This window comes from Streptomyces sp. NBC_00872 (assembly GCF_045161915.1).
Taxonomy (GTDB): domain Bacteria; phylum Actinomycetota; class Actinomycetes; order Streptomycetales; family Streptomycetaceae; genus Streptomyces.
The window spans coordinates 2,023,721-2,038,969 of sequence record NZ_CP108806.1; the positions used below are offsets into that span (position 1 = coordinate 2,023,721).

Below are 15,249 nucleotides of genomic sequence, written 5' to 3' on the forward strand. Positions count from 1 at the left end.
CGTTCCTCAGTCGCTCAACCGCGTTCGGAAAGGAACTCCCCTGATCCTGACGCCTTGAAGACATCGCCGGAGCGACCGGGGCAGGTGCGACCGAGGTAGGTGAGGTAGCCGTCGGCGTCACGGGCCCCGAGGTCACCGGTCCGGTAGTAGCCGCCGGCCATCGCCGCCGTGGTCCGGTCGGGGTCACCGTGATAGCCGGTCATCAGCCCCACCGGATAGGTGGAGAGATCGAGACAGATCTCGCCCTTGTCCACACCGGGCACTCCGGTGACCGGGTCGACCAGGGTGACCGTGAAGCCGGGGGTCGGCCGCCCGATGGACCCCGCCTTCAGCAGCTGCCCCGGCGAGTTGGCGACCTGGACTGCGGTCTCGGTCTGGCCGAAGCCGTCCCTGATCGTCACACCCCACACACGGCGGACCGCCTCGATCACCTCGGTGTCGAGCGGTTCGCCCGCGGCGACGGCCTCGCGCGGCGGTGTACGCAGCAGGGGGAGACCGGCCTGGACGAGCGTCCGCCACACGGTGGGCGGTGCGCAGAGGCTGGTGACTCCGGCGGCGTCCATCGCGGCCGTCAGCCGGGCCGGGTCGAAGCGGGTGCGGTGGTGCACGAAGACGGTCGCCTCGGCGTTCCAGGGGGCGAAGAGATTCGACCAGGCGTGCCTGGCCCGGCCGGGCGGGGCGATGTCGAGATGGACATCGCCGGGCTTGAGCCCGATCCAGTACATCGTCGCGAGATGACCGACGGGGTACGAGACATGGGTGTGCTCGACCAGCTTGGGGCGCGCGGTCGTGCCCGGGGTGAAGTACAGCATCAGCGGGTCATCCGCATGGGTGACACCGTTCGGTGTGAAGGTCTCCGGCCGGGTGTACGCGTCCTCGTACGAGCGCCAGTCCCCGGTGCCGTCCGGGGCGGCGGGACCGCCCACCACGATCCTGGTGAAGCCGCCCGCGACACCGGCGAGTTTCCCGGTGTCCTCGGCACGGATGATCACATGGCGGGCCCGGCCGCGTTCGATACGGTCCCGCAGCCCGGCGGGGCCGAGCGGAGGGGGCGCGGGGATGACGACGGCCCGCAGCTTCATCGCGGCGAGCGCGGTCTCCCACCGCTCGGACTGGTCGCCGAGCATGACGACGATCCGGTCCTCGGCCCGGACTCCCTGCTCACGCAGCCAGTTCGCGACCTGGTTGGAGCGGGCGGACATCTCGGCGAAGGAGAGGCGGGTCTGCCGCCCGTCCTCCTCGTCGAGATGCAGGGCGACCCGGTCATTGCCCTCGGCGATCCGGTCGAACCAGTCCAGCGCCCAGTTGAAGCGCATCGGCCGCGGCCAGGAGAAGCCCTTGTACGCCGTCGCGTAGTCCTCCCGGTGTGCCAGCAGGAAGTCCCGGGCCGCTCTGAACTCCTCGGTCGGACCGCTCGGCGTCCTTGCCGTCATCTGCCCTCCTCTTGCCTGACCTCGCCGGGTGTCCGGCCCGCGTCTCCCCGGCGTGCGTCCCGCCAGTCCCGCCGATGGGCCGCCGCACGGGCGGACGGGCTGAGGACCGACAGGGACTAGCATCGTTTAATTGGTGACGCAGGTCTCACCACCCCCGGACGGGGGTGGTGGGCGGAGGGTCGCGGCGCGGGCGGGAGGAAGTGGCATGGCCGAGGCGGTGGAGATGCGGTCGGCGCTGGCGCGGCTGCGCAGGACGACCGGGCTGACCGTGGCTTTCGGCGGGCTGACGCACGACGTGGGAGAGCTGCGGATCGCCGAGCTGAACGGCACCGCGACAAGCGCCCTGCGCGGGCTCGCGATCTCCTCGGGCAGCGGTCTGGGCGGCAAGTCGATCGCCATGGCCAGGCCCTGCGCGGTCACGGACTACCGGGAGGCGCGCCACATCAGCCATGAGTACGACGCGGTCGTGGCGGCGGAGGGGCTGCGCTCCGTGCTCGCCGTACCCGTGGTCGTACGGCGCACGGTGCGCGGGGTGCTGTACGGGGCCCTGCGCAGCGCGCTGCCGATCGGTGAGCGCGCTTTCGACGCGGCGGTCGCCGCCGCGCGCGATGTGGAACAGGCGCTCGTCGTACGGGACGAGGTACGAAGGCTGCTCTCGGTGACCCGTGAGGCGACGGCGGGCGCCGGAGCCTGGGAGGAGGTCCGGGCGGCCCACGGCGAGCTGCGCGCGCTGGCACCCCGGATCGTGGACGCGGAACTGCGCGAGGAACTGCTCTCCGTCTGCGGCCGGCTCGCGGGCGCCGCGCGCCCGGCGGACACTCCCCCGCGTCCGCTGCCGGTCACACTGGCACCGCGCGAGGTGGATGTACTGGGCTGTGTCGCGGCGGGCTCGACCAATGTGACGACGGCGGAACTGCTCGGGCTCCGCCCGGAGACGGTGAAGGGCTATCTGCGCTCGGCGATGCGCAAGCTGGGCACGCATACGCGCCTGGAAGCGGTGGTGGCGGCAAGGCGAGCCGGCCTGCTGCCGTAGGACGGGACGGGACGGTGCCGGGCCCCGGCGTCATGGGATCCGCGCCACCCGGGCGTCGTGGGATCCGCGCCAGGAGTGCGTCAAAATGCGGGCCTTCCCGGTCAACGGTCCGTCATGAGCCCGGCGATCCGCCGTCCCCCGGGCATAGCTTCCTGGTGTCAGTCAGTGAACGACTCCCCTGGGAGGACACCATGGAGCGCCTCATCACCGAGGACGCGGGCACGGAGCCCGGTTCGGACCGGGGCTCCGCCCGCGGCGCCGGCCCGGCCTCGGACCCCGATCCCGACCCGGACCCCGACCCCGGTCCGGATCCCGCCGTGGACGAGGGCCGTGCCGCGGCACGGCCGCTGTACGTACCCGTACGGCTCGGTTCGTGCGGTGGACAGCAGTTGCGCTTCGCCCGCACCCCGCTCGGCGCGCGGACCGCGATCGCCTTCACCAGCGCCCGGAGGCTGACCGCCGTCCTCGGCGAGCAGCAGGCGTGGATCAGGCTCGCGGAGCCCGTGCTGCGCGGGCTGGCCGCCCCGCTCGGCGCCGCGATCGTCACCGTGGACCCCCAGCTCACCGCCCCCGCCCCGGTCCCGGCACCCGCCCCCGCTCCCAGGCCCGCCCCGGTCAGAACCTGTGCGCGCCACGCTCCGGAGCTGCCGGAGGCGATGTCGGTATGACCACCGAACCGTCCCTGCTGATCAGTGAGCTGAACGCGCCGAGCGTCTGGCCCGCGTCCGCGGTCCTCGCGCCCGGTGGCGACATCGCCGTGGCCGGGGTCGGGCTCGCCGAACTGGCCGACCGCTACGGCACCCCGGTCTACGTCCTGGACGAGGACGAGGTGCGGGCCCGCGCGCGGGCGTGGCGGCGGGCGCTGCCCGGCGCCGATGTCGTCTACGCCGCCAAGGCGTTCCTCTGCCGGGCCGTCGTCGACTGGATGGAGCAGGAAGGCCTCGGACTCGACGTCTGCTCCGCGGGTGAACTCCGGCTGGCCGCCACCCGTGGCTTCCCGCCCGAGCGGATCGTGCTGCACGGCAACGCCAAGTCCCCCCAGGACCTGGGCACGGCGCTGCGCCTCGGCGTCGGCCGGATCGTCATCGACTCGGCCTGCGAGACGGCCAGGATCGCCGCTCAGGTGCAAGGGCCCGAGCCCCAGCGGGTGATGGTCCGCGTACTGCCCGGCATCGAGGCGGGCGCGCACCCCAAGATCCGTACGGGTACGGAGGGCCAGAAGTTCGGCCTCTCGATCGCGGACGGCTCGGCGGCGGACGCCGTCGACCGGATCCTCGGCCAGTCCCGGCTCGAACTCGTCGGTCTGCACTGCCATCTCGGCTCGCAGATCGCCGAGGCGGAACCGTACGCGGAGGCCGTACGCCGGCTGGTGGCGTTCCTGGCGGCGATCAGGGACCGCCACGGTGTGACCCTGCCCGAGCTGGACCTCGGCGGCGGCTTCGCGGTGGCGTATCTGCCCGGAGATCCGGCGCCCGCCCCCTCGGTCTACGGGGAGCTGATCACCCGGACCCTGGCGAGCGCCTGCGCCGAGCACGGTCTTCCCGTCCCCGCGCTGACCGTGGAACCGGGCCGCTCGATCATGGCACCGGCCGGGATCGCGCTCTACCGGGTGCTGTCGGTCAAGCGCGGCGCCGGCGGTGTGTTCGTGGCCGTCGACGGCGGGATGAGCGACAACCCGCGGCCCGCACTGTACGGGGCGCGCTACACGGTCCGCCGGGTGGGCCGTACGTCGGCGGCCCCGATGCGGACGGCGACGGTCGTCGGCCGGCACTGCGAGGCGGGCGATGTGCTCGCCGGTCCCGTGGAACTGCCGGAGGACATCAGACCCGGCGACGTACTGGCGGTCCCGGCCGCCGGGGCGTACCACGTGTCGATGGCGTCGGGCTACAACATGACGGGCCGCCCGCCGGTGGTGGCGGTCTCCGGGGGCGGATCGCGGCTGCTGGTGCGCCGGGAGAGCTTCGAGGATCTGCACGCCCGGGACGTGGGCCTCTGAGCCGGGCGGGAGCGGGAGACCGGAGACGGGAGACGAGGGACCGGCGACGGGAGACGAGGGACGGGGGACCGTCGGCGGAGACCGGAGAGCGCCGGCGGAAAATACCGCGACACACCGTTCGGGCGCTTGTTAGCTTCCCCGTCATGAAGCCGCTCAGCGAGAACGAGATCCGTGGCTCGTTCGTCAACTGCTCCAAGGGCGAGGCCCGCAGAATCAGCCTCCCCCGCGATCTGGACGGCCTTCCCTGGGCCGATCTGGACTTTCTGGGCTGGCGCGATCCCGGCGCCCCCGACCGCGGCTATCTCGTCACGGAGCGCGAGGGCGCCTGGACCGGCATCACGCTGCGCGCACCGTCCTCCGGACAGAAGAGCGTCTTCAAGTCCAGCATCTGCTCGATCTGTGTCACGCCCCACACCGCGTCCGGTGTCGATCTCATGAGCGCGCCCAAGGCGGGGCCCGCGGGCCGTCAGGGCAATGCCGTGGGGATCTATATGTGCGCGGATCTCGCGTGCCCCCTGTATGTCCGGGGCAAGCGGAAGACCCTGCTCGGCCGCCGGCTGGAGGAGTCGCTCACCCTCGCCGAGCAGATAGCCAGAACCCGCGCGAATCTGGACCGGTTCCTGGACAAGCTGTTCGAGGAGTCCGCGAAGGCGGGATGACCGCGCGCCGGACCCGGTGGGACGAGGCGCGGGCCCCAGGAGCGTTCCCGGGGCCCGCGCTGTCCGTCGGGCGCCTGCCCGGCCTGCCCGGCCGCTCGGTCGGAGGCCGTACGAAGGCGGCCAGACGCCCTACGAGGACGGTCAGGCGCCGTACGAGGGCGCCGACGGGCGGCGGGACGGGCGCGCCAGGGTGTAGCCGGCGATGCCCGCGAGCGCGCCGAGCACACCCCCGGCCACGGTCCAGATCCAGCGGTCCGTCCACCGGCCCGAGGACCAGCCGTCCTCCGGCTCGGACGCGAGCACCGTCCCGTCCTCGCCGTCGTCCGTTCCGCTCCCGCTCTCGTTCCCGGTGCCGGTCCCGGTGGACGCGTCGGCGACGCCCGGTACCAGCGGCGCGGCCAGCTTCCCGCCGACCGCGTACGCCCCGCCCCGGTCCGCAGTGGACGCCTCGATCTCCGTGCGCACGGGCAGCCCGAGATCCTCCTCCTGCGCGCTCACGACGGTGAGACGCACGTAGTAGCTGCCGGGCAGCGGATCGTTGGCCCAGGGCTCGGCCCACGCCCGTACGGTACGGAGCGTGCAGCGCAGCGCCACCGTGTCCGCGTCCGCGGCGACCGCTCCGGTCTGGGCACCGTTCACACAGGGCTGGCGGCGGCGCAGCCCGTCGTAGACATCCACCCGCCAGGTGGCCGCGCCCTTCCGGGCGGCGGCGGACCCGGGCAGGGTGACCGTGGCGGTCACGGTCGGACGCTGTCCCGTGTCGGCCGGGAAGACCCAGTAGAGATAGTCGCCCGTGGAGGCCTCGGCCGTGGCGCGCTGCCCCGGCTTGAAGGCGGTGGCCGTACGGAAGGACGTGCCCGCCTCGGTGGGCCCCGCGGCGCTCTCCGACCCGTCGGCGGTGGGCGTGGGTGTCTCGTCGGCGACGGCGCCGCCCGCCGTACCGAGCAGCAGCGCCGCGGTCAGCAGGGGGCCCGTGAGCATGGCGGTGATACGCATCAGTTGGTCCTCCGGACGACACGCAGGCGGGAGATCCAGCCCCACAGCAGTCCGGCGACGAGGCCGGTGAGGACCAGGGTGGCGAGCAGCCACCAGCCGCGGCCGAGACCGAACGCGGCGATGTCGGACGCCTCGTCGGGCGAGTCCACCAGGTCGACGGTCAGCTCGACGGGCAGACCTGGAGTGGTCTTCACGGAGTCCGGCGCGGAGAAGGCGTTGCTGACCTGGAGGCAGACCGTCTCCGCCGCCGGCTTCAGATCTTCGTCGTCACCGCCTTCGGCCGGCGGTTTCGGATAGCGCAGCCCCGCCGAGATCACATCGGTGCGTCCGTCGCCCGCCTCCGCGCCCCGGACGATCTCCCTGCCGTGCACGGTCACGGCGCGCAGCAGCACCGCGTAGTCCCGGTCGACGGCGCGGTCCGCGGCGACACTCACCGAGGCACGCAGCTCCTGGCCGGGGAGGACGTCCACGCGGTACCAGCGGTGCTCGGAGAACTCCTCGCGGTCGCTGTAGAGACCGGGCTTGATCCGCGGAGCGTCCGCGCAGCGTGCGGCACCCTCGGTCGCGACCGGTGTGACGACGGGGTCGGCGGCCCGGTCGACGAGCTGTTTGACCCGGCCGGAGAGCTCGTCGGTGTGCCGCACGGAGGTGTAGGTGCCACCGGTGGCCTCGGCGATACAGGTGAGCTGGCGCCGGGTCTTGGCGTCGGGCACGAGCCCCAGGGTGTCGATGGTGAGATGGATGCCCCTGGCCGCGATCTCCCGCGCGACCTCGCAGGGGTCGAGCGGGGCGCAGGTGTCCTCGCCGTCGGTGATGAGGACGATACGCCGGGTGGCGTCACCGCCGTCGAGGTCCTCGGCCGCGCCGAGGAGGGCGGGTCCGATCGGTGTCCAGCCGGTGGGCACGAGGGTGGCGACCGCAGTCTTCGCCTCCGTACGGTCCAGTGGTCCCACGGGGTAGAGCTGCCGGGTGTCCTTGCAGCCGACCTTGGTGTCCTTGCCCGGATAGTCGGCCCCGAGGGTGCGGATGCCCAGCTCCACCTCCTGCGGCACCGCGTCCAGCACCTCGTTGAACGCCTGCTTCGCCGCGGCCATCCGGGACTGGCCGTCGATGTCACGGGCCCGCATGGAGCCGCTCACATCGAGTACGAGATCGACCTTCGGTGCCGGTTTCCCGGTAGGTTCATCGGCGGCGGCAGCGGGAGGGAAGAGCCCTACGGCCAAAGTGGCCACCAGACCGCACACGGCGGCTGCCGACCGTCTACTTATGATCATCGCCGGATGATATGAGAATGGTACGAGGGAACCAAACGCAAGCCGACGGAACGTCACAAAGGCTCAAGAGGGTTTCATACAGAGGAGGTTGCGGCATGGGTGGAGTGAACAGAAGGCGGTTCATCGGCATGGGAGTGCTGGCCGCCACCTCGGTCCTCGCGGCGCCCGCCGCCGACGCGCGGCCGTCCCCGCCCGGACCCGCCACGGGCACGGCCGACGCCCCGGCCGCCCCCTCCCGGCCGCGCGCCGCCGCCACCCGGCCGCTCTTCCTCGGTACGTACACCTCCGCCGCGGGCGGCGGGACCGGTGTGGGACTCGCCACCTACGATCCCGCGACGGGCGCGGTCTCGGGCACCGGAACGCTCACGGGCGTCGAGAACCCGTCGTACCTCGCCGTGCATCCCGACGGCGGCACGCTCTACACCGTCGACGAGCAGCAGAACGGCGGTGTCACGGCGATCGCCCTGGCCGAGGACGGAGACCACCGGATCCTCGGCACCCGGAGCACCGGCGGGGCCGGACCCACCCATCTCTCGGTGCATCCGCGGGGGCGGTGGCTGCTCAGCGCGAACTACACCTCCGGCAGTGTGGCCGTGCATCCCGTCGACCCGTCCGGCGCGCTGGGCGAGCGCACGGATCTGGTCACACACTCCGCTCCGCCGCCCGGCCCCGGCCAGGACGGCCCGCACGCCCACCAGATCATCAGCTCCCCGGACGGCGGCCATGTCCTCGCCGTCGATCTCGGCAACGACACGGTCTACACCTACCGTCTGGACACATCGGCGGGGACGCTCGCGCAGGTCTCGTACGCGCGGCTGCGCCCCGGCGCGGGCCCCCGCCATCTCACCTTCCATCCGTCGGGCGCGTACGCCTATCTCGCCAACGAGCTGGACAACACCGTCGTCGTCTGCGCGTACGACCCGGGAAGCGGTCTGCTGACACCCGGCGAGCCGCAGTCCACCGGCACGGGCGGCGCGGACGGCGGTTTCCCCGCCCAGCTCGTGGTCACCGGCAACGGCGCCTTCGCCTATCTCGCCAACCGCGGTCCCAACACACTGACCCGGTACGCCGTCGGAGCGGGCGGCGCGACGCTCCGGCTGCTGGACACCGTGCCGGTCGGGGGCGACTTCCCACGGCAGCTCGCCCTCTCCCCCGACGGGAATCTGCTGTTCGCGGCCAATCAGCGGTCGAACTCGGTGACGGTCTTCCATGTCGACCAGGACGGCGGTGGACTGCGCCCGGCGGGCGAACCGTTCACCTCGCCGGTCGCGGTCTGCGCGCTGCCGCTGTAGACGGCCGGCCTGCCGCTGTAGACGGCCGGTCCTGTGCGGGCCGGTCCTCTCCAGGCCGGTCCGGGCCGGTCCTGTCCCGGCCTGTCCCCTTCCCTGTCACTTCGCCGTTCTCGCGCACTTCGCCGTTCTCGTGCATGGGAGCGCTCCCAGTGATTGGATGGCGACCAGCCCGTTCCCCGCTCCTGGATCAGGCTCAGGCACACTCTCGACGGGAGGCCGCACGATGGCGACGAGGGGACGTACGGGCCAGCCGACCCTGGAGGAGGTCGCCGCGCTCGCGGGCGTCGGCCGGGGCACGGTGTCCCGCGTCATCAACAACTCACCGCGGGTGAAGGACACCACCAGACACCTTGTCGAGCAGGCGATCGCCCAGCTCGGCTACATACCCAACCGGGCGGCCCGCGCCCTGGCGGGGAGCCGTACCGACGCCGTGGCCCTGGTGATACCGGAGACCGAGAAGCGGTTCTTCGCCGAGCCGTACTTCTCCGACATCGTCCATGGTGTGGGCGACGGTCTCGCCGACACCGATCTCCAGCTCCTGCTCACCCTGGTCCGTACGGAGAAGGAGCGGCAGCGCTTCCTCCAGTACGCGCGCGCCCGCAGGATCGACGGCGTGCTGCTCGTCTCCCTCCACGACAACGACCCGCTGCCCGATCTGCTCGCCGGGATGGAGATGCCCACCGTGCTCAGCGGCCGCAGATCCGGCGACGAGTCCGTGTCCTACGTCGACTCCGACAATGTGGGCGGCGCACGTGCCGCCGTACGCCATCTGTCGGCGTCGGGACGGAGCGGTATCGCCACCATCACAGGACCGCTGGACATGTATGTGGCGCAGTGCCGGCTGCGCGGGTACGAGGAGGCCGTACGGGGCGCGCCCGGCGGCCCGCGCCCCTCCTGGATCGCCCACGGTGACTTCACGGAGGAGAGCGGACGCCGTGCGATGGCCGAGCTGCTGGCACTCCATCCCGGGCTCGACGCGGTGTTCGCCGCCTCCGATGTGATGGCGGTGGGTGCCCTGCACACACTGCGGGCGGCGGGCCGCCGGATTCCCGAGGATGTGGCCGTGGTGGGCTTCGACGACTCCCCCATCGCGCGCCATACGGATCCCCGGCTCACCTCGGTGCGCCAGCCCGTGGAGGAGATGGGACGGACCATGGCGCGGGTGCTGCTGGAGTCGATCAGCGATGCCTCGTCGGCCTGGCAGCATGTGGTGCTGCGGACGGAACTGGTGCGCCGGGCGTCGGGGTGACGCGCCGGCTCAGGCCGCGGAACCGATCCGTTCCGCCGGTGTCCGTTTCCGCTGCCGCTCGCCCGCGCGCGGCCCGTCGTGGTGGATCGGGGTGTGCGCGCCCTTCAGCGGGACACCGCTGCCGCCCCGCCGCGCCGCGACGATCTCCGCGGCGATCGAGAGCGCCGTCTCCTGGGGCGTACGCGCGCCGAGGTCCAGTCCGATCGGTGAGTGCAGCCGGGCCAGTTCGAGTTCGGTGACACCGATCTCGCGCAGCCGCCTTTCGCGGTCCTCATGGGTCCGCCGGGAGCCCATCGCGCCGACGAAGGCGACCGGAAGCCGCAGGGCCGTCTCCAGCAGCGGCACATCGAACTTGGCGTCGTGGGTCAGTACGCAGAGCACCGTACGCCCGTCGGTCGCGGTCGACGCCAGATAGCGGTGCGGCCAGTCCACGACGATCTCGTCGGCGTCGGGGAAGCGGGTCCGGGTGGCGAAGACGGGCCGCGCGTCGCACACCGTCACGTGGTAGCCGAGGAACTTGCCGGTGGTGACGAGCGCCGAGGCGAAGTCGATGGCCCCGAAGACGATCATGCGCGGGGGCGGCACACTCGACTCGACGAACAGCGTCAGGGGCTGTCCGCAGCGCGATCCCCGCTCACCGATGACGACCGTGCCCGTGCGGCCCGCGTCCAGCAGGGCACGGACCTCCGCCGCCGCCGTGCGGTCCAGCTCCGGATGCCCGCCGAGGGTGCCCTCGTACGAGCCGCCGGGCCGTACCAGCAGGGCGCGGCCCCGCAGTTCCTCCGGTCCCCCGGTGATCCGCGCGAGCGCCGCCGGCTCCCCGCGCGCCGCGGCGGCCAGCGCCGTCGCGAACACCGCGCCGACGGGATGTCCGGTGGCGTCCGCCCCTACCGGCGTCACCAGGATGTCGATGACTCCACCGCAGGTCAGCCCCACGGCGAAGGCGTCGTCGTCGCTGTAGCCGAAGCTCTGGAGCACGGTGGCGCCGTCCTCCAGCGCCTGCCGGCACAGTTCGTACACGGCCCCCTCCACACAGCCCCCGGAGACCGAGCCGATCGCCGTGCCCTCGCTGTCGACGGCGAGCGCGGCGCCCGGCGGCCGGGGCGCGCTGCCGCCGACCGCCACCACCGTGGCGACGGCGAAGCGGCGTCCCTGCCCGACCCACCGGTTCAGCTCTTCGGCGATGTCCAGCATGACGGTCTCCTCAAGGCTCTGATGGGGGCGGACCCCGCTCTCCGGGGCCCGCCCCACGGGCGGTCCCGGCCGACGGGACGTCATGTGCGGTGGCGGGCGGGCCGTCAGGTCCCGGTGAGATGTTCCGGGCGTACCGGTGTCCTGTTCAGCTCCAGACCCGTCGCGTTCCTGATCGCCGCGAGCACCGCGGGAGTCGACGAGAGGGTCGGGGCCTCGCCGACACCGCGCAGTCCGTACGGCGCGTGGTCGTCGGCCAGTTCGAGCACATCGACGGGGATGGTCGGTGTGTCGAGGATGGTGGGGATCAGATAGTCCGTGAAGGACGGGTTGCGCACCTTCGCGGTCGTGGGGTCGACGAGGATCTCCTCCATGACCGCGATGCCCAGGCCCTGGGTGGTGCCGCCCTGGATCTGGCCCTCGACGGAGAGCGGGTTGAGCGCCTTGCCGACATCCTGGGCGACGGCCAGTTCGATCACCTTGACCAGCCCCAGCTCCGTGTCCACCTCGACGACCGCGCGGTGCGCGGCGAACGAGTACTGGACATGGCCGTTGCCCTGTCCCGTGAGGAGATCGAAGGCCTCGGTCGGGCGGTGGCGCCACTCCAGCTCCAGCTCCACCGGCTCGTCCGCCAGGACGTCCACGAGATCGGCGAGGACCTCACCGGCGTCGGTGACGACCTTGCCGCCTTCGAGCAGCAGCTCGGCGGTGGCCCACGCGGGGTGGTACGTACCGAACAGGCGCCTGCCCCGCTCCAGGACCTTCTCCCGGACGGCCTGGCAGGCGTGTCTGACGGCGCCGCCCGTGACATAGGTCTGACGGGAGGCGGAGGTGGATCCCGCGGAGCCGACCCGGGTGTCCGCGGGCTGGATGGTGACCTGGGCGACGCCGAGTTCGGTCCGGGCGATCTGCGCGTGGACGGTGACGCCCCCCTGGCCGACCTCCGCCATCGCGGTGTGGACGACGGCGACCGGCTCCCCGGCGATCACTTCGAGCCGTACCCGCGCGGTGGAGTAGTCGTCGAAGCCCTCGGAGAAACCGACGTTCTTGATGCCGACGGCGTAGCCGACGCCCCGGACGACCCCTTCGCCGTGGGTGGTGTTGGAGAGTCCGCCGGGCAGGGCGCGTACGTCCGCCTCCTCACCGGCCACGAGCCACTGCCGCTCGGGCGGCAGCGGCCGTGCCTTGACACGGCGCAGCAGTTCGGCGACGGGCGCCGGGGAGTCGACGGGCTGGCCCGTCGGCATCAGCGTGCCCTGTTCCATGGCGTTGAGCTGCCGGAACTCCACCGGGTCCAGATCGAGCGCCGCCGCCAGCCGGTCCATCTGCGCCTCGTACGCGAAGCACGCCTGGACGGCGCCGAAGCCGCGCATGGCGCCGCAGGGCGGGTTGTTGGTGTAGAGCGCGATCGCCTCGATGTCGACGTCGTCGATGGCGTACGGGCCGGCGGAGAGGGAGGCGGCGTTGCCGACGACGGCCGGGGAGGAGGAGGCGTACGCGCCGCCGTCCAGCACGATCCGGCATCTCATATGGGTGATCCGGCCGTCGCGGGTCGCGCCGTGCTCGTACCAGAGCTTCGCGGGGTGGCGGTGGACATGACCGAAGAACGACTCGAACCGGTTGTAGACCATCTTGACCGGTTTGCCGGTGCGCAGTGCCAGCAGACAGCCGTGGATCTGCATCGACAGATCCTCCCGGCCGCCGAAGGCGCCGCCGACCCCGGAGAGGATCATCCGGACCTTCTCCTCGGGCAGCCCGAGGACCGGGGCGATCTGGCGGAGGTCGGAGTGGAGCCACTGGGTGGCGACATAGAGATCCACCCCGCCGTCCTCGGCGGGCACCGCGAGACCGGACTCCGGGCCGAGGAAGGCCTGGTCCTGCATACCGAAGACATAGTCGCCCGAGACGACCACATCGGCGCGCGCGGCGGCGGCGTCGGCGTCGCCGCGGACGATCGGCTGGCGGTGCACGATGTTCGGGTGCGGGACATGGCCGCTGTGGTGGTCCGTACGGCCCTCGTGGATCAGCGGTGCGCCGGGTGCGGTGGCGGAGGTCTCGTCGGTGACGACGGGCAGTTCTGCGTAGTCGACCCGGATCTTGGCGGCGGCGCGGCGCGCGGTCTCGGGGTGGTCGGCGGCGATGACGGCGACCGGCTCGCCGTGGTGGCGGACCTTGCCATGGGCGAGTACGGGGGTGTCCTGGATCTCCAGCCCGTAGTTCTTCACCGGGGCCGGGAGATCGTCGTAGGTCAGTACGGCGTAAACACCGGGGGTGGCGAGGGCCTCGGCGATGTCGATCGACCGGATCTCGGCGTGGGCCACGGTGGAACGCAAGGTGTGGCCCCACAGCATGTCCTCGTGCCACATGTCGGAGGAGTAGGCGAACTCACCGGTGACCTTGAGGGTGCCGTCGGGACGGAGTGTCGACTCGCCGATGCCGCCGCTGGTCCGGGAGCCCTGGCTGAGGCTGGTGGGGGTTCCGGTGGTGGGCATGCCCCTCAGACCGTCCCTTCCTGCCGGGCGGCCGCGAGGCGGACCGCGTCGAGGATCTTCTCGTAGCCGGTGCAGCGGCAGAGATTGCCCGAGAGCGCCTCCCGGATGTCCGCGTCGCTCGGGGAGGGGGTGCGCTCCAGCAGTTCGTCGGCCGCGACCACCAGCCCGGGGGTGCAGAAGCCGCACTGCACGGCGCCCGCGTCGATGAACGCCTGCTGGACCGGGGACAGCTCGCCGCCCTCACCGGTGTGCGAATCGGAGCCCCGGGCCTCGCAGGTGCCCGCGCCGCAGGCCTTGCCGGGGTGGGCGGCGGCGCGGTGGCCGGCGTACTCCGCGAGGCCCTCGACGGTGATGACCTCACGCCCCTCGGCCTGACCGGCCGCCACCAGGCAGGAGCAGACCGGGACCCCGTCCAGCCGTACCGTGCAGGAGCCGCACTCGCCCTGTTCACAGGCGTTCTTGGAGCCCGGCAGGCCCAGCCGCTCGCGCAGGACGTAGAGCAGGCTCTCGCCCTCCCAGACGTCGTCGGCCCGCTGCTCGTGTCCGTTGACCGTGAAATGCACGCGCATGGCTATGCGGCTCCTTCCAGAGTGCGGCCGGTGCCGCGGTACCGCTCCCAGGTCCAGCCGAGCTGGCGGCGGGCCATGACGGCGACCGCGTGGCGGCGGTAGCGCGCGGTGCCGCGCACATCGTCGATGGGGTTGCAGGCACCCGCGGCGAGCATGGCGAACTGCCGGGCGATCGACGGGGTGATGATCCGGCCGCTCTCCCAGAAGCCGCCCTCGTCGAGCGCCGCGTTCAGGAACTCCTCCGCCGCGCGGGCCCGTACGGGGGTGGGCGCGGCGGAGCCGATTCCGGTCCGTACGGTCCTGGTCGCGGGGTGCAGGGCGAGTCCGAAGGCGCAGACGGCGATGACCATCGCGTTGCGCGTGCCGACCTTCGAGAACTGCTGCGGGCCGTCCGCCTTCCTGATGTGCACCGACCTGATGAGTTCGTCGGGGGCGAGCGTGTTCCGCTTCACCCCGGTGTAGAAGGCGTCGATCGGGATACGGCGGCTGCCCCGTACCGACTCGGCCTGGACCTCGGCGCCGGCGGCGAGCAGGGCGGGATGCGCGTCACCGGCCGGGGAGGCGGTGCCGAGGTTGCCGCCGACGCCGCCGCGGTTGCGGATCTGCGGCGAGGCGACGGTGTGGGAGGCCAGCGCGAGGCCCGGCAGCTCGGCCCTGAGGTGCTCCATGATGCGGGTGTACGGGACGGAGGCGCCCAGCTCGACGGTCTCCTCGCCGACGGCCCATGTGCTCAGCTCGCCGATGCGGTTCAGATCGAGCAGGTACTCCGGCCGCCGATGGTCGAAGTTGATCTCGACCATGACGTCCGTACCGCCCGCGATGGGCACAGCCGTGGGGTGCTCCGCCTTGGCGGCGAGCGCCTCCTCCCAGCTCGCTGGGCGAAGGAAGTCCATGATGGCTCTCTTCTTGATCGGTGGCGTGATCGGTGGCGATTCGGGAACGATGACGATCCTGACCGGTCTTGATCGGGCTATTCATGAGCTGTTAACGCTGTGTGGCACAAGTACACAAGTAGTGCTCCGCCTGGTGCAGTCACTGAAACCATGAAGGAGTTGGCTGGTCGAC

At 72.2% G+C, this 15,249-nt stretch carries 13 protein-coding genes and 1 pseudogene; 7 read left to right on the plus strand and 7 right to left on the minus strand.

All coding sequences use genetic code 11. From position 1 onward, the window contains the following. Positions 1 to 47 precede the first annotated feature (47 nt). Positions 48 to 1,433: pseudogene (locus tag OG214_RS08730) on the minus strand (AMP-binding protein); the annotation flags it as partial. 205 nt (positions 1,434 to 1,638) lie between these two features. Between OG214_RS08730 and OG214_RS08735 the strand changes: the two are divergent. From OG214_RS08735 to OG214_RS08750, 4 genes are all read left to right on the plus strand, one after another. Continuing rightward, positions 1,639 to 2,466, plus strand: coding sequence for a LuxR C-terminal-related transcriptional regulator (locus tag OG214_RS08735; RefSeq protein WP_363082831.1), 828 nt, complete (start codon positions 1,639 to 1,641; stop codon positions 2,464 to 2,466). 191 nt (positions 2,467 to 2,657) lie between these two features. Next, the gene (locus OG214_RS08740) at positions 2,658 to 3,134 is read left to right on the plus strand and encodes an SAV_915 family protein (RefSeq protein WP_363082832.1); all 477 of its coding nucleotides are present in this window, start codon (positions 2,658 to 2,660) and stop codon (positions 3,132 to 3,134) included. Continuing rightward, entirely contained in the window at positions 3,131 to 4,462 is a 1,332-nt protein-coding gene (gene lysA / locus OG214_RS08745) for a diaminopimelate decarboxylase (protein WP_405984404.1), read from the plus strand. The genes OG214_RS08740 and lysA overlap by 4 nt, the downstream gene beginning before the upstream one ends. 143 nt (positions 4,463 to 4,605) lie before the next feature. Further along, positions 4,606 to 5,121: an FBP domain-containing protein gene (locus tag OG214_RS08750; protein ID WP_363082834.1), complete on the plus strand. Its 516-nt coding sequence runs from the start codon at positions 4,606 to 4,608 to the stop codon at positions 5,119 to 5,121. A gap of 141 nt (positions 5,122 to 5,262) precedes the next feature. Here OG214_RS08750 and OG214_RS08755 read toward each other — a convergent pair whose 3' ends face one another. Continuing rightward, positions 5,263 to 6,117: a hypothetical protein gene (locus OG214_RS08755; protein WP_405984405.1), complete on the minus strand. Its 855-nt coding sequence runs from the start codon at positions 6,115 to 6,117 to the stop codon at positions 5,263 to 5,265. Further along, positions 6,117 to 7,391 (minus strand): VWA domain-containing protein, encoded by a 1,275-nt coding sequence (locus OG214_RS08760; RefSeq protein WP_365901759.1) that lies wholly within the window; start codon positions 7,389 to 7,391, stop codon positions 6,117 to 6,119. Before OG214_RS08760 ends, OG214_RS08755 begins: the two co-directional genes overlap by 1 nt. A 95-nt stretch (positions 7,392 to 7,486) precedes the next feature. On the opposite strand from OG214_RS08760, the gene OG214_RS08765 reads away from it, so the two are divergent. Together OG214_RS08765 and OG214_RS08770 are read left to right on the plus strand one after the other, a co-directional pair. Beyond that, a complete protein-coding gene (locus tag OG214_RS08765) occupies positions 7,487 to 8,683 on the plus strand; it encodes a lactonase family protein (protein ID WP_405984406.1) in 1,197 nt (398 codons plus the stop codon). A 223-nt stretch (positions 8,684 to 8,906) separates the two neighbouring features. Next, positions 8,907 to 9,932, plus strand: coding sequence for a LacI family DNA-binding transcriptional regulator (locus OG214_RS08770; protein WP_363082838.1), 1,026 nt, complete (start codon positions 8,907 to 8,909; stop codon positions 9,930 to 9,932). A gap of 9 nt (positions 9,933 to 9,941) precedes the next feature. Here OG214_RS08770 and OG214_RS08775 read toward each other — a convergent pair whose 3' ends face one another. From OG214_RS08775 to OG214_RS08790, 4 genes are all read right to left on the minus strand, one after another. Beyond that, positions 9,942 to 11,126 carry an XdhC family protein gene (locus tag OG214_RS08775; protein ID WP_405984407.1) on the minus strand — a complete coding sequence of 395 codons (1,185 nt, stop codon included), beginning with the start codon at positions 11,124 to 11,126 and terminating at the stop codon, positions 9,942 to 9,944. A gap of 104 nt (positions 11,127 to 11,230) precedes the next feature. Beyond that, positions 11,231 to 13,615, minus strand: coding sequence for a xanthine dehydrogenase subunit D (pucD, locus tag OG214_RS08780; protein WP_363086163.1), 2,385 nt, complete (start codon positions 13,613 to 13,615; stop codon positions 11,231 to 11,233). A 5-nt stretch (positions 13,616 to 13,620) separates the two neighbouring features. After that, positions 13,621 to 14,184, minus strand: a complete 564-nt coding sequence (locus tag OG214_RS08785; protein WP_405984408.1) for a (2Fe-2S)-binding protein — start codon at positions 14,182 to 14,184, stop codon at positions 13,621 to 13,623. A 2-nt stretch (positions 14,185 to 14,186) separates the two neighbouring features. Then, positions 14,187 to 15,077 (minus strand): FAD binding domain-containing protein, encoded by an 891-nt coding sequence (locus OG214_RS08790; protein WP_405984409.1) that lies wholly within the window; start codon positions 15,075 to 15,077, stop codon positions 14,187 to 14,189. Here OG214_RS08790 and OG214_RS08795 point away from each other — a divergent pair. Then, positions 15,076 to 15,231, plus strand: a complete 156-nt coding sequence (locus OG214_RS08795) for a hypothetical protein (protein WP_363081407.1) — start codon at positions 15,076 to 15,078, stop codon at positions 15,229 to 15,231. The two genes, OG214_RS08790 and OG214_RS08795, sit on opposite strands and share 2 nt — an antisense overlap. Positions 15,232 to 15,249: the final 18 nt, after the last annotated feature.

Excerpts from the sequence above, each read along its gene's own strand:
- OG214_RS08770 (WP_363082838.1), top strand. The coding sequence starts at position 8,907 with ATGGCGACGAGGGGACGTACGGGCCAGCCGACCCTGGAGGAGGTCGCC.
- OG214_RS08790 (WP_405984409.1), bottom strand. The coding sequence starts at position 15,077 with ATGGACTTCCTTCGCCCAGCGAGCTGGGAGGAGGCGCTCGCCGCCAAG.
- pucD (WP_363086163.1), bottom strand. The coding sequence starts at position 13,615 with ATGCCCACCACCGGAACCCCCACCAGCCTCAGCCAGGGCTCCCGGACC.
- OG214_RS08795 (WP_363081407.1), top strand. The coding sequence starts at position 15,076 with ATGATGGCTCTCTTCTTGATCGGTGGCGTGATCGGTGGCGATTCGGGA.
- OG214_RS08765 (WP_405984406.1), top strand. The coding sequence starts at position 7,487 with ATGGGTGGAGTGAACAGAAGGCGGTTCATCGGCATGGGAGTGCTGGCC.
- OG214_RS08760 (WP_365901759.1), bottom strand. The coding sequence starts at position 7,391 with ATGATCATAAGTAGACGGTCGGCAGCCGCCGTGTGCGGTCTGGTGGCC.
- lysA (WP_405984404.1), top strand. The coding sequence starts at position 3,131 with ATGACCACCGAACCGTCCCTGCTGATCAGTGAGCTGAACGCGCCGAGC.
- OG214_RS08735 (WP_363082831.1), top strand. The coding sequence starts at position 1,639 with ATGGCCGAGGCGGTGGAGATGCGGTCGGCGCTGGCGCGGCTGCGCAGG.
- OG214_RS08775 (WP_405984407.1), bottom strand. The coding sequence starts at position 11,126 with ATGCTGGACATCGCCGAAGAGCTGAACCGGTGGGTCGGGCAGGGACGC.
- OG214_RS08750 (WP_363082834.1), top strand. The coding sequence starts at position 4,606 with ATGAAGCCGCTCAGCGAGAACGAGATCCGTGGCTCGTTCGTCAACTGC.
- OG214_RS08785 (WP_405984408.1), bottom strand. The coding sequence starts at position 14,184 with ATGCGCGTGCATTTCACGGTCAACGGACACGAGCAGCGGGCCGACGAC.
- OG214_RS08740 (WP_363082832.1), top strand. The coding sequence starts at position 2,658 with ATGGAGCGCCTCATCACCGAGGACGCGGGCACGGAGCCCGGTTCGGAC.
- OG214_RS08755 (WP_405984405.1), bottom strand. The coding sequence starts at position 6,117 with ATGCGTATCACCGCCATGCTCACGGGCCCCCTGCTGACCGCGGCGCTG.